The sequence below is a fragment of the Gammaproteobacteria bacterium genome (genome assembly GCA_029884425.1).
Classification (GTDB): Bacteria; Pseudomonadota; Gammaproteobacteria; order S012-40; family S012-40; genus JAOUHV01.
In genome coordinates, this window is sequence record JAOUHV010000036.1 from 13,583 (window position 1) to 30,738 (window position 17,156).

Consider the following 17,156-nt stretch of genomic DNA (forward strand, 5'->3'; position numbering starts at 1 on the left):
CGCCATGAAAAAACTGTTGCTGCTGTTTGTGCTGGGGTTGATGTTGGGCAGTACCGCCCATGCTGAAAATGGTGCTCAATGGCTGTTGAGTATTGATCGCTACAAGGGCGTGGCGCCGGTGACCAATGAGGTATACGAGGAAGAATGCGGCTCCTGTCATTTTGCCTATCCGCCGGGGTTGCTGCCGCTGCGCTCCTGGCAAAAACTGATAGATAAACAAGCCCTTAAGGATCATTTTGGCGACAATGCCGAGCTGGACGACGAGGTGATCGCCGAGCTGCGCGCCTATGTGGATGGCAATGCCGCCGATCAGGTTTGGTATAAAACCTCGCGCAAGTTCAATCAGTCCTTGAAATCCGGCGAAACGCCCTCACGTATTACCAAGACCGAGTTTTTCCAGTGGCGTCATGAGGAAGTGCCGAAGAAGTATTTTGACCAGGCCAAAGTGAAGTCGCCCAGTTTCTGCGATAAATGTCATCAGGAGGCAAAGTTTGGTGTTTTCGAAGAAGACACCGTCATGATTCCTGAATATGGCTACTGGACCTGGTAAGCCAAGAACCCCTACTTTAACCCGCCAAAGCAATATCCCCTCCCCATTGCACCGGCGGGTTTTTTTTTGCCTCCAATCCCGCTAGCATGAGACCAATCAAACACTTGGAGGGTGTGTCATGCGTTGGTTGCGATTCTGTTGTCTGTTGATCTGTACTGCCGGGCTGCCGGTTTATGCCGCCAGTACGCCGGGCAAAAATGCCATTGCGTCGGCGCACCCACTGGCGACCCAGGCAGGGATGGATATTCTCGCCGCTGGCGGTAACGCCTTTGATGCGGCGGTGGCGGTGACGGCCGCGCTGGCAGTGGTTGAACCCTACAGCAGCGGTGTTGGCGGTGGTGGTTTCTGGTTGCTGCATCGGGCCAGCGACGGATTTCAGACCATGGTCGATGGTCGCGAAACTGCACCTGCGGCGGCGCAGCGCGATATGTACCTGGACAAGGATGGCAACGTGATAGCTGATGCCTCAATGAATGGTCCGCTGGCGGCAGGAATTCCGGGCGTGCCTGCGGCCATGGTGCATTTGGCGCAAAACTACGGCAAGTTGCCGCTGGCCAAAACGCTGGCCCCAGCGATTCAGCTCGCACAGCAAGGTTTTGAAGTGGATGCTCACTATGTGCGTATGGCGGGTTTTCGCTTGAAGGCTATCCAGGCATCGCCCGAAGCTGCGCGCCTGTTTCTGAAAGACAACGCGGTGCCAGCAGAAGGTTACATCATCAAGCAGCCTGAACTGGCGGCGACTCTGCAGACGCTGGCGGACAAGGGGTTTGATGGGTTTTATAAGGGCGAGGTGGCGCAAAAACTGGTTGACGGTGTGCGCGCCAACGGCGGCATCTGGCAACTGAAGGATCTGGCGGATTACCGGGTGAAAGAGCGTGCGCCGCTGCGAATCCAGTACCGCGACATGACGATTACCACCGCTCCACCGCCGTCGTCTGGTGGGGTGGCGCTGGCGACCATGCTCAATATTCTGGAAGGCTATGAGTTGGGCTCGGCTGATGGCGTGACGCGCAAGCATTTGCTGGTCGAGGCCATGCGCCGTGCCTACCGTGATCGGGCCATTTACCTGGGTGACCCGGATTTTGTCCAGGTGCCCGTCGCCCGGTTGACCGACAAAAACTATGCGGCGGGATTGCGCGCCAGCATTCGCGCTGACAAGGCGACCGCCAGCAGCAGTCTGCCCGGTATCGATTCCGCGCCAGGCGGGTTCCACACCACCCACTTTTCCATTCTCGACCAGGCGGGCAACCGGGTGTCGGCCACGGTGACGGTGAACTATCCGTTTGGCTCCGGCTTTGTGCCGCCCGGCACCGGAGTGTTGCTCAACGACGAGATGGATGATTTTTCCGCCAAGCCCGGTACGCCCAACGCCTACGGACTGGTGGGTGCCGAGGCCAATGCCATTGAACCGGGTAAGCGGCCACTTTCGAGCATGAGCCCAACTTTTATCGATACGGCGGATAGTGTTGCGGTGCTGGGTACTCCCGGTGGCAGTCGCATCATCACCATGGTGCTGCTGGGCATTCTTGATTTTGCCGACGGTCACGACCCGCAATCCTGGGTCAGTCAGGGACGGTACCATCACCAGTATCTGCCGGATGAAATCAGCTACGAAGAAGGTGCGCTGACCGAGGCCGAAATCACCAGCCTGCGTTCGTTGGGGCACGAGGTAAAACAGAACCCGTGGCGCTACGGCAATATGCACGGCATTTTGTGGCGCAAGGCAACGGGGAGTGTGGAGGCTGCGTCTGACCCACGCGGCGTGGGGCAGGCAAGGGTCAAATAATTTGCTTGAGCTGGAGAGGTTCCGGCTACAGGGGGATTAGCGTTTTGGCCCGAGGCTAAATCTGACTGTATCCTTGGTGGAACTTTAGTACCTTGCGCACATAGTTCTGGGTTTCTGCGTAGGGCGGGATGCGGCCATAGCGAATGACGGCGTTTTCGCCAGCGTTGTAGGCTGCCACCGCCAGGCTGACGTCCTGGCCGAATTTATCCAGCAGGTAGCGCATGTATTGCACGCCGGCCCAGATGTTCTGTTTCGGGTCGAAAATGTCCTGTACGCCATATTGGGCGGCCGTGCTGGGCATCAACTGCATCAGACCGCTGGCACCCTTGGGCGAGAGCGCGTTGACGTTGTAATCGGACTCGGCCTGGATGATGGCGCGTACCAGGGCTTTGTCGACGTTGAATTGCTCAGAGGCTTCGTCCACCAGCGAGTAGACCTGATGACGTACCTGGTTGGTGCGCGGCACGCGCCAGTTGTTTGGGGTGGCGCTGGTCTCGCGGATAATGCGGCGAACTTTGACGCCGGGTTTGGGTTGCTTGTTGGTCATGTGCATAATGCCGTTGGCATCCTGGTACACATAAATATCCGCCTGGGCGGTTGTGCTGAACCCCAGCCAGAGAAGTGATGCTGCCAACAGTGTCTTCGTTACCATAACCATAACCAAACCCTTAAAACATGAGTCTTGTAAAACGGCGCTCATTCTAGCCGGACTCAGTCAAAATTGTGAAACGGCCAAATAATGATCTATTTTGGTCGGGAATGGGTGAAATTTCAAAGGGATATGGCAGCGAAAATAATTTTTTGCACCATTTCAGTGCAAAAAAGCGAGGTCGTTTGGTTGTTTTTTAAACAAAATGACTGTTCAAGTGGTCAGAAAATCGCCATGTTTTCCTGGCGGATGCCGCTTTTGGGTCATCCACCGCGGGTTTTTACCTCAAAATCTGATCAAAAAACAGGCGAAATGAGCGCCTATTTTTTGTCATTTTGGCCCTCTTCCGGGTGGGGATGAGGGTGCGGATGTTCATGGTCATGAGGGTGCTCGTGATCGTGAGGATGGTCATGATCATGCGGATGTGGGTGTTCGTGATCGTGGGGATGAGGGTGCTCGTGATCGTGAGGATGCTCATGATCATGCGGATGAGGATGTTCGTGATCGTCCGGATGTGGATGAGTGTGGTCGTGATCCGGGTGGTGGTGATGGTGTCCGTCGCCGTGATCGTGAGAGTGAGCATCGTGAGTGTGACGCTTGTCGACTTCCTGGTGCAGATGCTCATGGTCGTGCGCATGGGTGTGGATGTGAAAATGCACTTGTCCGTTGGGGCCGTGCGCATGGCGATGGGCGTGCAAAAATCCGTCGATGATGAAACGATGCTCTTCGTTCATTTCGGATTTGTGCAGAATTTCGTGCAGCAATTCGTGAGTCATCAACGCCAGCGGTAGTTCCAGATTATTGTTTTCCAGCAAATCCTTGTCGTACAGCACGTTGGAGGCTTTGTCGTCGGCGATGATCTTGCCGTCAATCAGCAGCAGGCAGCGGTCGCAGGTTTCCAGGGCGATGTCCAGGTCATGGGTGCACAAAATCACGGTTTTATCGCACTCTTTCAGCCATTTGATCAGCTTGCGGCGATTGAGCGGGTCCATGTTGGTGGAGGGTTCGTCGAACACCAGAATATCGGGCTGGTATGACAGCACCGTGGCCAGCGCCAGGCGTTTGCGCTCACCAAACGAGAGGTGAAACGATGAACGCTGTTCGTAGCCGGACAAGCCAACCACGTCCAGGGCCTGGGCGACACGTTGCTCGATTTCCTCTTTGGGCAGCCCCAGGTTGAGCGGGCCAAAGGCTACGTCATCAAACACCGTCGGGCTGAACAGTTGATCATCCGGGTCCTGAAAAACGATGCCGATTTTGCGGCGAATCTGCTTGAGCGTGCTTTTTTCGATTTTGATGCCGTCAATGCTGATGTGACCACCAGTGGCCAGCAGCACGCCGTTGAGATGACTCATGAAGGTGGATTTGCCCGCACCGTTAGCGCCAATCAGCGCGACTTTTTCGCCGTGCTTGATTTGGCAACTGATCCCTTTGAGTACGTCATGGCCATCGGGATAGGAAAATTGCAGATCTTCGATATCGATAGCGAAATGGGTGGTCACGGATAAATCCTCGGGTTAGTGCCAGGCGACAGCGGCAGTGGGAAAGCCCAGCACGTTGTCTCCAATAAGTAGCGCGACGGCGATGACCAAGATCACGATCAGTTTGAGCCAGTCAGCGGCGTTGGTTTTAAATTCCACCAGGCTGTAAAACTCACCCTCGTAGCCTTTGGACAGCATGGCTTTGTAGACACGTTCGGTGCGTTCAAAACTGCGAATCAGCAAGGTGCCGACAAAATTGCCATAGGTGGTCATGGTGTTCCAGTCGGTTTTGGGCACAAAGCCGCGCACCGACATGGAGGTGTGCATGCGCTGCAGTTCTTCCATGAAGGTGTGAATGTAGCGATAGGTGAACAGCAGCATCTGGGTGAGAATTTTCGGACACTTCAACCGTTGCAGCGCAATCATCGACACATCAAACCGCGAGGTGCCGAAAATCACGAAGCTAAGCATGATCATCGAAATCGCCTTGACGAAAATCAGCGTGGCCAAGCGTAGTCCGGCAAAACTGAAGGTCACCCCCCAGAAGTGCGCATGATCGGCATCACCAGGATAGGTGAACGGCATGATCAGGAAAAATGGCAGCAAGAAAATGCCGGCGCTGGTCAGACCGTGCGATACAAAGTGCACCGGCAACTGGCTGGCCCACAACAGTACGATGGTGATGGCCAGGGCGATCAGCGCCATGGGCAGGGTTTTGATCAACGCGATGCACAGGATCAGCAGCAACAGCGCGGCAATTTTGCAGCGCACATCCCAGCGCTGAATCAGCGACTCAATGCCCGCATGACGATCAATATCCAATGGCATATCAGTGTTTGCCTACCCGGTGTCCGGACAGAATTTCAGGTTTGACCCGGGCGAGGAACCCGGCGGTAATACCGACGATAATCGCTTCAATCACAATGATGGGCACATGGGCCGCCAGCACGTAATAGGCGTTGGCGACAAAGGCTTCACCGGCGGTGACCAGCAGTGCCGCGAGCACCGTACCGGAGAAAATCACCCCGCCGGCACCGGCGAGCGCGCCGAACACCACCTCGGGCTTTTTCAGCGTGAAGCGATGGCGTAATTGCCAGATCATGTAGCCGACCAGCCCGCCGCCGCCCAGCATCAGCACGTTGGCACCGATAACACTGACGCCGCCGTGACCGAACAGCAATGCCTGCAAAATGATACCGAGCATAATCGCGGCAAACGCCCGTTTGCCCAGCACCACGCCGACCAGCCCCACCAGCACCAGATGGATGCTGGTGGGGCCGATGGGAACCTTGATCAGTGAGGCGACAAAAAATACCGCAGTGATGACCGAAATCTTGGGAATTTCTTCCAGATCCATTTTGCGCAATGTTGCGGCGGCAACGACTGCGGCGGCGGCAAAACTGCCGCCCAAAACCGGGCCATTTAGAATGCCATCGGATATGTGCATGGATGAACTCCTTTGGCGTTAGGCTTTAGACTGAGTGTCTTTGCGAGCTTTGAGATAAAAATAAATGCCCAGCAGGCCAAAGATGAAGCCGATGCCGCCAATGATATCAGCCAGTGATTTTTCTGCACGCATTTCGGAAATATTACGCATCACCGGTGCCATGGATTTGGCAACGGCGCGCTCGATAGCGGCATTAAGTTCAGCGGAGTTGATGTCCGCAGAGGCGAGTGCGTTGCCATTTTCATCGCTGTCGGACGCAGCAACGCCCGCGCTATTGTCGCCAAAATCGCTGGCGGCAATGTCATACGTCGCCATGTGACCCATGCCGGCGTTCACGGCGATGCGAATATCGGTCGGCTGGCTGACACTGAATTGGTATTGCCCCTGATCGTTGGTCTGACCCTGGTTGAGGACTTTGCCAGTGCTGTCGGTGGCGGTGACTTCGCAGTTTTTGGCGCGCTTGCCATCGACGAAGTAGGCTTCAATGGAAACGCTGTTGCCCTCGACAAAGGCAAACATGTTGACCTTGTGGGCATGGGCTGACGAGATAAGACTGAAAAGCAGGGTGAAAAAAGCGAGCGACTTATAGTTTATTCTATTCACGAGAGGCACCTATGTGGGTGATACAAATATTAAAATCGTGATACGCTGGTGTCAATGAACATATCGGACAAAGATTGGGGGTTTAAAGAAATGTCGGAGCTGGTTCGATTTGGCGTTTCTATCGATGCGGATTTGCTGGAGTTTTTCGATAACCTGATAGATCAGAAGGGCTACAAGAATCGCTCTGAAGCGATTCGTGACCTGATCCGCGAGCAAAAGGTGCGGGAAGAATGGGATCACGACAAGCTGACCGTGGGCACGATTACCCTGGTCTATGACCACCACGTGCGTGAATTGGCGGCCAATCTGACTCATTTGCAGCATTCCTTTACCGGACAAATCATTTCAGTGATGCATGTGCATCTGGACCACAACAACTGTCTGGAGGTGTTGGTGGTCAAGGGTAAAAGTCGGGAGTTGCAATCGCTGGCGGATCAGCTGGTCAGTATTCGCGGGGTCAAGCACGGCAAGCTAACGGCGACCACCACTGGCGAAGAGATGACCGCAGGCGCGCACACCCACGATCACCCGTCGCATTCGCATTAAATTATCTGCCCAGGTCGTCCTTGTCGGGTTCAATTTCATCCGAAGTGGCTTCGCCAGGTTCCTGCCACTGGACATCGTGTACCGTTTCCTGATGGGAGACGATGTCGTGGTGGCGTAGGCGAACCTTGCTCAGGGCAGGTAAATCCACCGGAATCGGGATGGTGAAGTAGGCGACGTCGGATTTGAGATTTTTGCGCTCGTAACCCGACATGGCTACCTTGAGGACATTGCCGTCCTTGTCTAGCAGCTCAACGTGCAAGTGGCCTGGTGCCGGGCCTCGGCCAGCAATTTTTCGCTCCAGTTCGCCGCGCAGATAAATGGCTTTTTTGGTGTAGCTCAGAAATGCATGGGAGATTCCTGTGCTGCCTGAGTCTATGGTTTCTACCGCAATATTGCGGTCAGGGAGGGTGGCCCAGGGAGTTGTGGCGCAACCTGCCAACATCGTGGCGATGACGAGGATGGGGGCGGTCATCAGTCTGAGAGTTACTTTGGTCATGTTTTGCTCCAACATTTAATGGCGCTGTGTAGCGATGTTCGTCAGCGTAACCAGTCGATTTTCTACACTATACGTTGCTTCGTTCATTCATCTTTCCCGGGTTTTTTGCGATTTTCCCGAGGCTGACGAATGGATTTTTATTTCATGTCGTGAGTTTTTACCCACAGCACTGCACCGATTTCCACCGGGTAATCCTTGCCATCGTGCTTCATTTTTTTACTGTCTTCGTTCAGTGCAGCAAATCCCCACCAGCCTTGTTTGGGCATGGCGTAAGTGAATACACCATTGGAGTCGGTTTTAATCACCTGGGTGATCATGGGATCGGCGATGGGTTTGAGCTTGCCGTCCTTGTTGTAGTATTCGATTTCTACCGTGCTGTTGGCGACCGGTTTACCGTTGACCAGCACTTTGCCCTGGAACACGTTGTTGGTGTACAGACCATAGGGACGGGTGAGCGGTACGATTTCGGTTTTTAATCCCACCGGCTGATCCCAGCCTTCTTCCAGGCCGAATGAATTCACGATCACTTTGGTGTAGTGAATGATGAAGCTTTCTTCAGCGGCTTCCCAGTAGGGAGCTGGTTCAATGTAGAACGTGTGATCGCCAGGACGTTTGAGCGGAAATTCCAGTTTGAACGAAGGAAACTTTTTGCCTTCCAGATCGGTTGTCTGGTTGGCTTTGAGCTGGGCACGCAGATCGGTTTTTTGACCATTGACCATCACGCCAAACTGGACGGGTTTTTCCATGGGCATGCCCTTGCCCTCGTAGGGGTGCCAAAACAGGGCGTCCATCATGAGCTGACGGGATTCACCTTGTTTGACCATGTCATCGCTGGGAATCAGCATCTGAAAATGGGCGTTGGCCGCGCTGCTGGCTGCCATGGACAGGGCAAGTGTCAGAGCGGTGTTTTTGGCAAAAGCGCTGTACATCGTTGAGTCCTTTACGATCAGTAGAGTTGTGATTGTTGTGATGATTCTAGAACGTTACCTGAATTTGGCCGGTGATGCCCAGGGCTGTTTTGCCGGTGCCGCCTTCACTGACGCGATAATCCGTGTCATGGGCTAGTTCCAACGCCAGGGTGGTGTCTGCTTTGGCCTTGGTGCTGGCCGCAGCCATCCAACGAGACTTGGGCAATGACACTGCGTGGGCATCAATGGTTCCCTGGTGACCGACGGCGAAGGTGTGTTTGCCGAAAAAGTAGCTCAGTTCCAATTGGTGGGCAGCGGGCTGGGCGCCACGATTGCTGATGCCCAGATCGTTGGCGTTGAATTTTTTCAGCGCGCCGATGTATTCGGCAACGAGGCTAAATGCATTGTTGTGGTAATCAACGTAAACCCCCGCACCTGCTACGCTGTGCTGCAAGGCAGCGAGACTGTTGTTATCAGGGTCTCCGTCAAAATTTTCGATGGCTTCGTGCATGCCGTTGGTGTCCGCGAAACTGCTGATGTAGTGCACGCCGGTTTCGAGGTTGTCGTCGCTGTATTCCAGGCGCAGACCAAATTTGTTGATGTTGTCATGCTGCTGGTCGATGACGCCGGATTTGCCCTGAAACGCATAGATCGTTCCCGATAGAGGGCCGAGCGGTGCGCTGACCTGGGCTGCGCCTTCGTTGGTTTCTGCCAGCTGCAGCGTGAGGGGATCGGAGACCATGTAGCTTTCCAGTTTGCCAAGGGCGACGAAAAACTGGCCGACCACCAGTTCCGTGTCTTTGCCAACCAGGTTGCGCAGAGTGATGGTGGCTTCATCAACGCCAAGAGGCGTTTTGTTTTCCTCATGCAGAAACAGCAAGTGGGTAAACACGTCGTCGCTTAACTGGCTGTCTATGGCCAGTTCAACTGCGGCAACGCTGATATTGCTGCTGGTGTTTTTGTCGTACGAGGTTGCGTAGCTGCTTTCAACTTCGATCGCGCCGTTGATGGTGGTGTCAGCCAGTGCTGGTGTGAAGGGCAAAAGGCAGGCAGTGGCTAGCAGTATTGAAGTGCATGACGAAAATCTCATGGCGGCCAAGGTTCCTTGTGGCTATGAAGGTTTGGTTTGCGTTTCGCACGTATTTTACGAACGTAACACGATATGTGCCGGTGGTAAACCGGCTTTACAATCTGTTTTGTTTATGTCGACGGCTGATTGCCAATATTGAAGTGTATGTATCGCAGATGTTTGTTTCAGCGAGCGGCCTGTGCCTGGACATCCAGACGCTTTTCCAGCAGATGCGGCATGTTGGCCGCGTACAGTGCAGTCGCTTCGGCAGCAAACAGGAGCGCACTGGCGCGGGTTTGGTCGCCATCGGCCTGCGCCTGGGTGGCTTGTTGTTTCAGTTGGTTGACCAGATCCAGGGTGCTTTTGATGACCAGGGCATCTTGAGGATAACGTTGGAACAAGCCTTCGAGTTCGTGTTCCTGATACTCGCCATCGGCCCACTGGCTCAGGCTATCCACGGCCTGACTTACGCGCTGGTAGGCATCGGCCTTGCCGTAGCTGAAGTCTGGATTGGTATTTTCGGCATAGGCGCAGGGGGTGGCGATCAGGCTGGCGCAGATGGCGAGATGAGTTAATTTCATGTGAAGAAGCTCCCTAAGGTGGTTGACGATAGGGAGATATTAAAAGAAATGAGAATCATTATCAATAGCAAATGATAACGATTCTCATTTTATTTGCAGGCGAGCTGAATTCCCTCCCAGGCGGTGTTGACCATCAATTCCAGTTCATCGTCGTTGATGATGTAGGGGGGCATGAAATAGGTGACATTGCCCAGTGGGCGCAGCAATACCCCCTTTTGTAGTCCATGCTGGTAGACGCGCAGGCCGCGCCGTTGTTGCCAGGGGAAGGGGGTTTTGCTGGCTTTGTCCTGCACCATTTCCACCGCCGCGATCAGGCCGGTCTGGCGGACCTCGGCGATGTGCGGGTGGTCGGCAAAGCAGGTGAGTGACTTGGCCAGCTTGTCGATCAGTATCTTGTTGTTTTCAATGACATTGTCCTGTTCAAAAATATCCAGGGTGGCGAGTGCCGCGCGGCAGGCCAAGGCATTGCCGGTGTAGCTGTGCGAGTGCAGAAAGGCAGTGAGTTTTTCGTATTCGTCGTAAAACGCCTGGTAGATGTTGTTGCGGGTGAGTACCGCTGAAAGTGGCAGGTAGCCGCCGGTGAGTCCTTTGGAGAGGCACATGAAATCCGGGCTGATGCCGGCCTGCTCGCAGGCGAACAGCGTGCCTGTACGGCCAAAACCGACAGCAATCTCGTCGGCGATCAGGTGGACGCCAAACTCGTCGCAGGCCTCGCGCAACAGTTTGAGATAAGCCGGGTGATACATGCGCATGCTGCCGGCACATTGCACCAGCGGTTCGACGATGACGGCGCAGATTTCGTCGGCGCGCTGTTCCAGGGTGCGGCGCATGTGCTCGAACATCGTGCGGCTGTGCTGTTCCCAGCTGACGCCGGGCTCGCGATGGTAGCAGTCGGGGCTGGGGATGGTGATCGGCTCCAGCAGTAACGGGGCGTAGGTTTCCTTGTACAGCGCAACGTCGCCCACGGCCAGTGCTCCCAGTGTTTCACCGTGGTAACTGTTGCTCAGGCTGACAAAGCGGGTTTTATGACCCTTGCCGGTGTTGCGCCAGTAGTGAAAGCTCATTTTCAGTGCCACCTCGACGGCGGCACTGCCGTTGTCGGCATAGAACACCCGGTCCAGTCCCGGCGGGGAGAGCTTGACCAGGCGCTCGGCCAGTTCAATGGCGGGCTCGTGGGAGAAGCCGGCGAGGATTACGTGCTCGAGCGTATCCAGTTGATTTTTCAGCGCCTGATTGATTCTGGGGTTGGCGTGACCGAACAGATTCACCCACCAGGAGCTGATGGCGTCCAGATAGCGTTTGCCTTCGAAATCCTCCAGCCAGACCCCTTGGCCGCGTTTGATGGGCACCAGTGGCAGCCATTCGTGGTCCTTCATCTGGGTGCAAGGATGCCAAAGAACGGAAAGATCGCGTTGTAACAGTTGGGCATTGCTCATGGGAGGCATTGTTCCATAGTGTTGATTGGGTCACATTCGTGGCGTTAATAGCCGGTTAATTTGTGGACGATAAAACTAAGGAAATATTTATGGGATTAGCCGTTTGGTCTTAGTCAAAATTGCCCGGTCCAGGTGACGTTTTGGTCGGGGTAGGCGTAGCACACCTACGAAAAAAGTGTGCTATAGTTTGGCGCTTTATTCAACAAGACCAACCGTTCTGCGAATAGTCTAGGGTGATTTGGAGTGGGCATGGACAGTTTTGAAGGTTTCCGCCGGTATTGCGTGACGTCCCTGGTCGGCCTGGGGCTGGTGGGCATGCTGTTGGGAGCAACAGGTTGCAGTAAAAAGCCGGGCAAAAAACAAGCAGAAACCGTGGGCGTGTCCGTTTACGATGCGAGCGCTCAGGAAAGCAGCGGCAATTTGCGATTCCGCTTGGTAGCCAATCCCCCGCTGACGGTTGATTCGCAAATCAGTTATTCCACGGTGTTGACCGGTGCGGCAGGGGTGGTCGAAGCGACTGCCGGCGCTGATTATACCAGCGCAACCGGCAGCGTTTTGATGCCGGCTGGGGTTAGCGAAGTTTACATTGATGTCGCTGTGACCAACGACGCTGTCTACGAGTACAACGAAGTGCTTGGCGTGAGCATTACCGTGCCTGAAGGCATTACTTTGGGATTATCGCGGGCGACGGGTACCATCCTCAATGACGATCCGAAACCCCAGGTAAGCATGGCTTTGAGTACTGCTCCGAATGGTAACGTGACCGAAGGACCCAGCGCAGACGTGTCACTGGATGTCACGATTAACGGTGCCAGTGCGGTGGAGAGCACGGTCGTGATCAAGGATGTTAGTGGTGCCACTGCCAGCTTTCGTTCTGACTACGTGATTGAATTTGACGGCGTGCGTTTGCAGCCTGCGCCTGAAAGTACCAGCGATGATCTCACCCTTGTTTTTCCAGCGGATGAAACTAATGCAGTGCGTTCCGGCAAGTTGGTCATCCGGGTGGTGGACGACGGTTTGGTGGAAGGTACTGAGAGTGCCACCATCAGCATGGAAAAAATGGGTACAGATACCACCGTGGCAGCCGGGGCGACGGTTAATCTGGTGATTACCGACAATGACACGGACACTCGCTCTACATTCCGTCCGCAAAACGATACGGGTGTAATTACCAGCAACCCTAACGGGACAGCGGGCAAGCAGGACGCGGATTATGGCAGGGACAAACTGGCCGGAACCAAGGCGTTTGATTTTACCTATTACGATGCGAACGGCGTACTGATCACCGATATGGTGAACGGAGTTGCGGCCTGTGCCAAAGACAATGTGACCGGTCTGGTGTGGGAAGTGTTCGATAAGAACATGAATTCGGTGCGCAGTTATCAGCGGATTAAATACTGGTACGAGCCGGATGCCAAGCGCAATGGCGGCAATTCCGGTACCGTGGGTCATTACAGTTGTAATGCGGACAATGACGGCTCTTCTACCCCGTGCAACACCTCATTTTATGCCGCCGATGTGAACTTGCTGAAACTGTGTGGTTTGACCGGCTGGCGTTTGCCAGATACTGAGGAACTGCGAGGACTGGTGGATTATGGCCGTTCACAAAATTATGTGATGGCGGGGCCGTTCCCTGATACAGATTTCGAAGCACAGTCGCCGATTGATGACTCAACCCTCTTGCCGGGGTTTGGATACTGGACGGCAGACACCAATGCATCTTCAACGGGTGGTTCCGAGGCTTGGTATATCAATTTTGCGCTGAGTATGACCGGGGATGGATTTCCTCAGGAGCGCAGTCAGTCTAAAGTGGGCGCTGATCGTGGAAAGCACTATGTCCGTTTGGTTACCGAGCAAACGCTGCCATAAGGGATGAACAACATGATGAAACGAATGATGATTTCATTGGCGGTGCTGACCTTATCGGGGGCGGTGTCAGCGGGCGATTCGCAGTGTCAAAGTGAGAAGGTCTCAGGGGTTTTGCGAACCGACTTGGTGGCCACCACTCCCACCGCGCGATTTGTGGCGGTGGATGGTCGCAGTAGCTACACGCTTGCGGGGACGGTTGTGCCTGTTCTTTCTGCAGCGACGGATTTCGACGGCGCCTCGGTGATCAAGGACACCAAGACCAACCTGTTGTGGTCCAAGTGTCCGCTGGGTTACTCGGCGCATCGGGATGCTGGCAATTACGCCAATGGTTCGTGCGTCAAAGATCTGAATACGCCGGCTGTTTACAGGTGGAGTGATGCGATGACCTTGGCGGCTGCAGCGTCGGTGGTGGGTGCAGATGGTTTGACCTATACCGGCTGGCGTTTGCCCAACGTGAAGGAATTGGCATCGTTGATAGAACGCAAGTGTGCCTACCCGGCGCTAAATGTTTCGGTGTTTACCGGGGTGGATGGCTCGGGCACCAGTTCCAATTCGGGAAAGTTTTCGGCGTTTGTGTGGACCAATACGCCTGAGCGAAATGTTTTGTATTCGACGGTTCCTGTTTGGGTGGTTGACTTTGCCAAGGGTGAGACAATGGTGGTGGGTGGACGTGCCGACACAGGCTCTGAATTGATGGTGTGGCTGGTGAAGGACGCGCCCTAGGGGAATTGATTCGCTCAACGCAAAAAAGCCGCGAAATTCGCGGCTTTTTTGTTAGCTCAGATTGAGCGCTTTCCAGATTTTGCTGGTGGGGCCGGTCTGATTCATGGTGTAGAAATGCAGACCGGGCGCGTCGTGCTCCAGCAGCGTGGCGCACAGATCGATGGTCAGATCCAGGCCAAAGGCTCGCAAGCTGTCGACGTCGTCGGCAAAGTCTTCCAGGCGCTTGCGAATCCAGCGTGGAATTTCTGCGCCGCACATGTCGGAAAAGCGCGCCAACTGCTTGTAGTTGGTGATGGGCATGATGCCGGGAATGATGGGGATGTCCACGCCCATGCGCTCCACGCTGTCGACAAAACTGAAGTAGGCATCCGGGTTGAAAAAATACTGGGTGATCGCCGCGTTGGCACCAGCATCTACCTTGCGCTTGAAGTTTTCCAGATCCGCCGAGGCCGAAGCCGCCTGCGGGTGAAACTCCGGATAGGCCGCTACTTCCAGTCTGAAGTGATCACCCGTTTCAGTGCGGATAAACTCCACCAGCTCGTTGGCATAGCGCAACTCGCCCAGCGATGTTCCTGCGCCGGACGGCAAATCACCGCGCAGGGCAACGATGCGTTTAATGCCGTTTTGCTGATAGGTGCGCAGCAATTCGCGCAGTTCAGCCTTGCTGGAGCTGATGCAGGACAAATGCGGGGCAGCTTCAATGCCGGCGTTTTTTATTTCCAGTACCGTTTCCAGCGTGCCGGACTGGGTGGAACCGCCGGCACCGAAGGTGACTGAAATGTAGGACGGATTGAGTTTAGCCAGTTCTTCACGGGTCTGACGCAGCTTGATCGCGCCTTCTGCAGTTTTGGGCGGGAAAAATTCCAGGCTAAAGCTCTTGGGGTATTTTTCTTGGGTTTCCATGGTTCGTATTCCTAAAAAAGATGGCGGATGAAAGGCTTCATCCGCCAACCAGCGGCGGGCTTGTCGCCCGCCACGCACTGCCTGAATTAATAACGATAATGGGCGGGTTTGTACGGGCCTTCAACCGGCACGCCGATGTAGTCGGCCTGCTTTTGGCTCAGCTGAGTGAGGTGAACGCCGATCTTTTGCAGATGCAGGCGGGCGACCTTCTCGTCCAGAACCTTGGGCAGGATGTAGACCTTGTTTTCGTACTTTTCCGCGTGCTGGAAGAACTCGATCTGCGCCATGACCTGATTGGTGAACGAGGCTGACATCACGAAGCTGGGGTGGCCGGTGGCGCAGCCCAGATTCACCAGTCGGCCTTTGGCCAGGATGATGATGCGCTTGCCGTCAGGGAAAATAACGTGATCTACCTGCGGCTTGATTTCTTCCCACTCGTATTTTTCCAGTGAGGCAATGTTGATCTCGGAATCAAAGTGACCAATGTTGCAGACGATGGCCTGATCTTTCATCGCCAGCATGTGGTGATGGTCGATGACATTGACGTTGCCGGTGGTGGTGACGAAGATGTCGCCCAGCTTGGCGGCTTCGTCCATGTTGACCACGCGGTAGCCTTCCATCGCTGCCTGCAGAGCGCAGATCGGATCGATTTCAGTCACCCAGGTGGTGGCGCCCATGCCGCGGAAGGCTTGTGCACAGCCCTTGCCCACGTCGCCATAGCCCAGCACCACGCAGATTTTGCCGGCGATCATCACGTCAGTGGCGCGCTTGATGCCGTCCAGCAGCGATTCGCGGCAGCCGTAGAGGTTGTCGAACTTGGATTTGGTGACCGAATCATTGACGTTCATGGCCGGGAACAGCAGTTGGCCTTTCTTCATCATTTCGTACAGGCGGTGAACGCCGGTGGTGGTTTCTTCGGTAACGCCCTTGATGCTCTCGGCAATTGCCTGCCATTTGCTGGGGCTGGATTTCAGGCTGCGGCGCAGTACGTCCAGAATGGCTTTCCATTCTTCGTTGTCGTCCGCTTTGGCCGCAGGAACGGCACCGGCCTTTTCGAATTCCACGCCCTTGTGTACCAGCAGGGTGGCGTCGCCGCCGTCGTCCAGGATCATGTTAGGCAGTTTGCCGTTGGGCCAGTTGAAGGCCTGCTCGGTACACCACCAGTATTCTTCGATGGTTTCACCTTTCCAGGCGAACACAGGAATGCCAGCGGCAGCAATGGCTGCAGCAGCGTGATCCTGGGTTGAGAAAATATTGCAGGACACCCAACGTACTTCGGCACCCAGGTAAACCAGGGTTTCGATCAGTACGGCAGTTTGGATAGTCATGTGCAGGCTGCCCATGATGCGGGCGCCAGTCAGTGGCTTGGATTGGCCGTATTCTTCGCGCAGTGCCATCAGACCTGGCATTTCGGTTTCGGCAATGGCGATTTCCTTGCGGCCCCAGGAGGCCAGGGAAATATCGGCAACTTTATAGTCAGTAAAACCCGCAGGTACTGTCATGTCTCATCTCCTAATGGTTACAGAGTGAGCGCCGTTGATTCAGTTAACTGAACCGTTCTCTGAGCCTGACAGGAGTTGACCTGCTGCAGCGCCCCTCAGAGTACGGGAAAGGAAACGGGCCGCCCAGAGAAGGGCGGCCCGCGGTGTTACGATTATAGACCGGCAGCAGCGCGCAGGGCGTCAGCTTTGTCGGTGCGCTCCCAGCTCAGTTCAGCCTCGGTGCGGCCAAAGTGACCGTAGGCGGCTGTTTGCTGGTAGATGGGACGCAGCAGGTCCAGCATGGCCACGATGCCTTTGGGACGCAGGTCGAAATGCTCACGTACCAACTGGATCATGCGGTCTTCGCTGATCTTGCCCGTGCCGAAGGTTTCGATGGTGATCGAGGTGGGCTGAGCCACGCCGATGGCATAAGAAACCTGGATTTCGCAACGCTCAGCCAGGCCGGCAGCAACGATGTTTTTCGCCACATAGCGACCCGCATAAGCAGCAGAGCGGTCAACCTTGGAAGGATCCTTGCCGGAGAACGCGCCGCCACCGTGACGAGCCATGCCGCCGTAGGTGTCAACGATGATCTTGCGGCCGGTCAGACCTGCATCACCGTCTGGAC

17 protein-coding genes, 1 pseudogene and 1 riboswitch are annotated in these 17,156 nt (G+C 55.1%); of the genes and pseudogenes, 5 read left to right on the forward strand and 13 right to left on the reverse strand.

The genetic code is table 11. The annotated features are described in order from the left end of the window. Positions 1–4: 4 nt before the first annotated feature. Both OEW58_10055 and ggt read left to right on the forward strand, forming a co-directional pair. Positions 5–550 carry a diheme cytochrome c gene (locus tag OEW58_10055; protein MDH5301693.1) on the forward strand — a complete coding sequence of 182 codons (546 nt, stop codon included), beginning with the start codon at positions 5–7 and terminating at the stop codon, positions 548–550. Positions 551–668: 118 nt separating this feature from the next. After that, on the forward strand, positions 669–2,336 hold the full coding sequence (ggt, locus tag OEW58_10060; GenBank protein MDH5301694.1) for a gamma-glutamyltransferase: 1,668 nt from the start codon (positions 669–671) through the stop codon (positions 2,334–2,336). A gap of 55 nt (positions 2,337–2,391) precedes the next feature. Here ggt and OEW58_10065 read toward each other — a convergent pair whose 3' ends face one another. From OEW58_10065 to OEW58_10085, 5 genes and pseudogenes are all read right to left on the reverse strand, one after another. Then, on the reverse strand, positions 2,392–2,994 hold the full coding sequence (locus OEW58_10065; protein MDH5301695.1) for a lytic transglycosylase domain-containing protein: 603 nt from the start codon (positions 2,992–2,994) through the stop codon (positions 2,392–2,394). 776 nt (positions 2,995–3,770) lie between these two features. Further along, positions 3,771–4,487, reverse strand: a pseudogene (locus tag OEW58_10070) (energy-coupling factor ABC transporter ATP-binding protein). Between the two features lie 15 nt (positions 4,488–4,502). Next, entirely contained in the window at positions 4,503–5,294 is a 792-nt protein-coding gene (gene cbiQ / locus OEW58_10075; protein MDH5301696.1) for a cobalt ECF transporter T component CbiQ, read from the reverse strand. 1 nt (position 5,295) lies between these two features. After that, entirely contained in the window at positions 5,296–5,913 is a 618-nt protein-coding gene (gene cbiM, locus OEW58_10080) for a cobalt transporter CbiM (protein MDH5301697.1), read from the reverse strand. A gap of 18 nt (positions 5,914–5,931) precedes the next feature. Continuing rightward, complete coding sequence (locus OEW58_10085; GenBank protein MDH5301698.1) at positions 5,932–6,516, reverse strand: hypothetical protein; 585 nt, start codon at positions 6,514–6,516, stop codon at positions 5,932–5,934. Between the two features lie 90 nt (positions 6,517–6,606). On the opposite strand from OEW58_10085, the gene nikR reads away from it, so the two are divergent. Beyond that, positions 6,607–7,062, forward strand: a complete 456-nt coding sequence (gene nikR / locus OEW58_10090; protein ID MDH5301699.1) for a nickel-responsive transcriptional regulator NikR — start codon at positions 6,607–6,609, stop codon at positions 7,060–7,062. A 1-nt stretch (position 7,063) separates the two neighbouring features. Here nikR and OEW58_10095 read toward each other — a convergent pair whose 3' ends face one another. The 5 genes from OEW58_10095 to OEW58_10115 all read right to left on the reverse strand — a co-directional run bounded on the left by OEW58_10095 (position 7,064) and on the right by OEW58_10115 (position 11,552). Then, entirely contained in the window at positions 7,064–7,558 is a 495-nt protein-coding gene (locus tag OEW58_10095; protein ID MDH5301700.1) for a hypothetical protein, read from the reverse strand. Between the two features lie 137 nt (positions 7,559–7,695). Then, positions 7,696–8,487 (reverse strand): DUF4198 domain-containing protein, encoded by a 792-nt coding sequence (locus OEW58_10100; protein MDH5301701.1) that lies wholly within the window; start codon positions 8,485–8,487, stop codon positions 7,696–7,698. A 46-nt stretch (positions 8,488–8,533) separates the two neighbouring features. Then, positions 8,534–9,556, reverse strand: a complete 1,023-nt coding sequence (locus OEW58_10105; protein ID MDH5301702.1) for an LbtU family siderophore porin — start codon at positions 9,554–9,556, stop codon at positions 8,534–8,536. Positions 9,557–9,720: 164 nt separating this feature from the next. After that, positions 9,721–10,116, reverse strand: coding sequence for a hypothetical protein (locus OEW58_10110; protein MDH5301703.1), 396 nt, complete (start codon positions 10,114–10,116; stop codon positions 9,721–9,723). Positions 10,117–10,205: 89 nt separating this feature from the next. Further along, the gene (locus OEW58_10115) at positions 10,206–11,552 is read right to left on the reverse strand and encodes an adenosylmethionine--8-amino-7-oxononanoate transaminase (GenBank protein MDH5301704.1); all 1,347 of its coding nucleotides are present in this window, start codon (positions 11,550–11,552) and stop codon (positions 10,206–10,208) included. A gap of 249 nt (positions 11,553–11,801) precedes the next feature. Here OEW58_10115 and OEW58_10120 point away from each other — a divergent pair, with 249 nt between their 5' ends. Then, complete coding sequence (locus OEW58_10120; GenBank protein MDH5301705.1) at positions 11,802–13,421, forward strand: DUF1566 domain-containing protein; 1,620 nt, start codon at positions 11,802–11,804, stop codon at positions 13,419–13,421. A 12-nt stretch (positions 13,422–13,433) separates the two neighbouring features. Beyond that, positions 13,434–14,144: a DUF1566 domain-containing protein gene (locus tag OEW58_10125; protein ID MDH5301706.1), complete on the forward strand. Its 711-nt coding sequence runs from the start codon at positions 13,434–13,436 to the stop codon at positions 14,142–14,144. 51 nt (positions 14,145–14,195) lie between these two features. Here OEW58_10125 and metF read toward each other — a convergent pair whose 3' ends face one another. The 3 genes from metF to OEW58_10140 all read right to left on the reverse strand — a co-directional run. After that, entirely contained in the window at positions 14,196–15,047 is an 852-nt protein-coding gene (gene metF, locus OEW58_10130; protein MDH5301707.1) for a methylenetetrahydrofolate reductase [NAD(P)H], read from the reverse strand. 86 nt (positions 15,048–15,133) lie between these two features. Then, positions 15,134–16,549 carry an adenosylhomocysteinase gene (gene ahcY / locus OEW58_10135; GenBank protein MDH5301708.1) on the reverse strand — a complete coding sequence of 472 codons (1,416 nt, stop codon included), beginning with the start codon at positions 16,547–16,549 and terminating at the stop codon, positions 15,134–15,136. A 19-nt stretch (positions 16,550–16,568) separates the two neighbouring features. Beyond that, positions 16,569–16,652: riboswitch (S-adenosyl-L-homocysteine riboswitch) on the reverse strand. Between the two features lie 49 nt (positions 16,653–16,701). After that, positions 16,702–17,156 (reverse strand): methionine adenosyltransferase domain-containing protein (locus OEW58_10140; GenBank protein MDH5301709.1); only part of this gene is annotated, 455 nt, incomplete at its 5' end.

What these genes read in the sequence shown, in the direction of transcription:
- OEW58_10055 (MDH5301693.1), top strand. Translation starts at nt 5, where the DNA reads ATGAAAAAACTGTTGCTGCTGTTTGTGCTGGGGTTGATGTTGGGCAGT.
- ggt (MDH5301694.1), top strand. Translation starts at nt 669, where the DNA reads ATGCGTTGGTTGCGATTCTGTTGTCTGTTGATCTGTACTGCCGGGCTG.
- OEW58_10065 (MDH5301695.1), bottom strand. Translation starts at nt 2,994, where the DNA reads ATGGTTATGGTAACGAAGACACTGTTGGCAGCATCACTTCTCTGGCTG.
- cbiQ (MDH5301696.1), bottom strand. Translation starts at nt 5,294, where the DNA reads ATGCCATTGGATATTGATCGTCATGCGGGCATTGAGTCGCTGATTCAG.
- cbiM (MDH5301697.1), bottom strand. Translation starts at nt 5,913, where the DNA reads ATGCACATATCCGATGGCATTCTAAATGGCCCGGTTTTGGGCGGCAGT.
- nikR (MDH5301699.1), top strand. Translation starts at nt 6,607, where the DNA reads ATGTCGGAGCTGGTTCGATTTGGCGTTTCTATCGATGCGGATTTGCTG.
- OEW58_10095 (MDH5301700.1), bottom strand. Translation starts at nt 7,558, where the DNA reads ATGACCAAAGTAACTCTCAGACTGATGACCGCCCCCATCCTCGTCATC.
- OEW58_10100 (MDH5301701.1), bottom strand. Translation starts at nt 8,487, where the DNA reads ATGTACAGCGCTTTTGCCAAAAACACCGCTCTGACACTTGCCCTGTCC.
- OEW58_10105 (MDH5301702.1), bottom strand. Translation starts at nt 9,556, where the DNA reads ATGAGATTTTCGTCATGCACTTCAATACTGCTAGCCACTGCCTGCCTT.
- OEW58_10110 (MDH5301703.1), bottom strand. Translation starts at nt 10,116, where the DNA reads ATGAAATTAACTCATCTCGCCATCTGCGCCAGCCTGATCGCCACCCCC.
- OEW58_10115 (MDH5301704.1), bottom strand. Translation starts at nt 11,552, where the DNA reads ATGAGCAATGCCCAACTGTTACAACGCGATCTTTCCGTTCTTTGGCAT.
- OEW58_10120 (MDH5301705.1), top strand. Translation starts at nt 11,802, where the DNA reads ATGGACAGTTTTGAAGGTTTCCGCCGGTATTGCGTGACGTCCCTGGTC.
- OEW58_10125 (MDH5301706.1), top strand. Translation starts at nt 13,434, where the DNA reads ATGATGAAACGAATGATGATTTCATTGGCGGTGCTGACCTTATCGGGG.
- metF (MDH5301707.1), bottom strand. Translation starts at nt 15,047, where the DNA reads ATGGAAACCCAAGAAAAATACCCCAAGAGCTTTAGCCTGGAATTTTTC.
- ahcY (MDH5301708.1), bottom strand. Translation starts at nt 16,549, where the DNA reads ATGACAGTACCTGCGGGTTTTACTGACTATAAAGTTGCCGATATTTCC.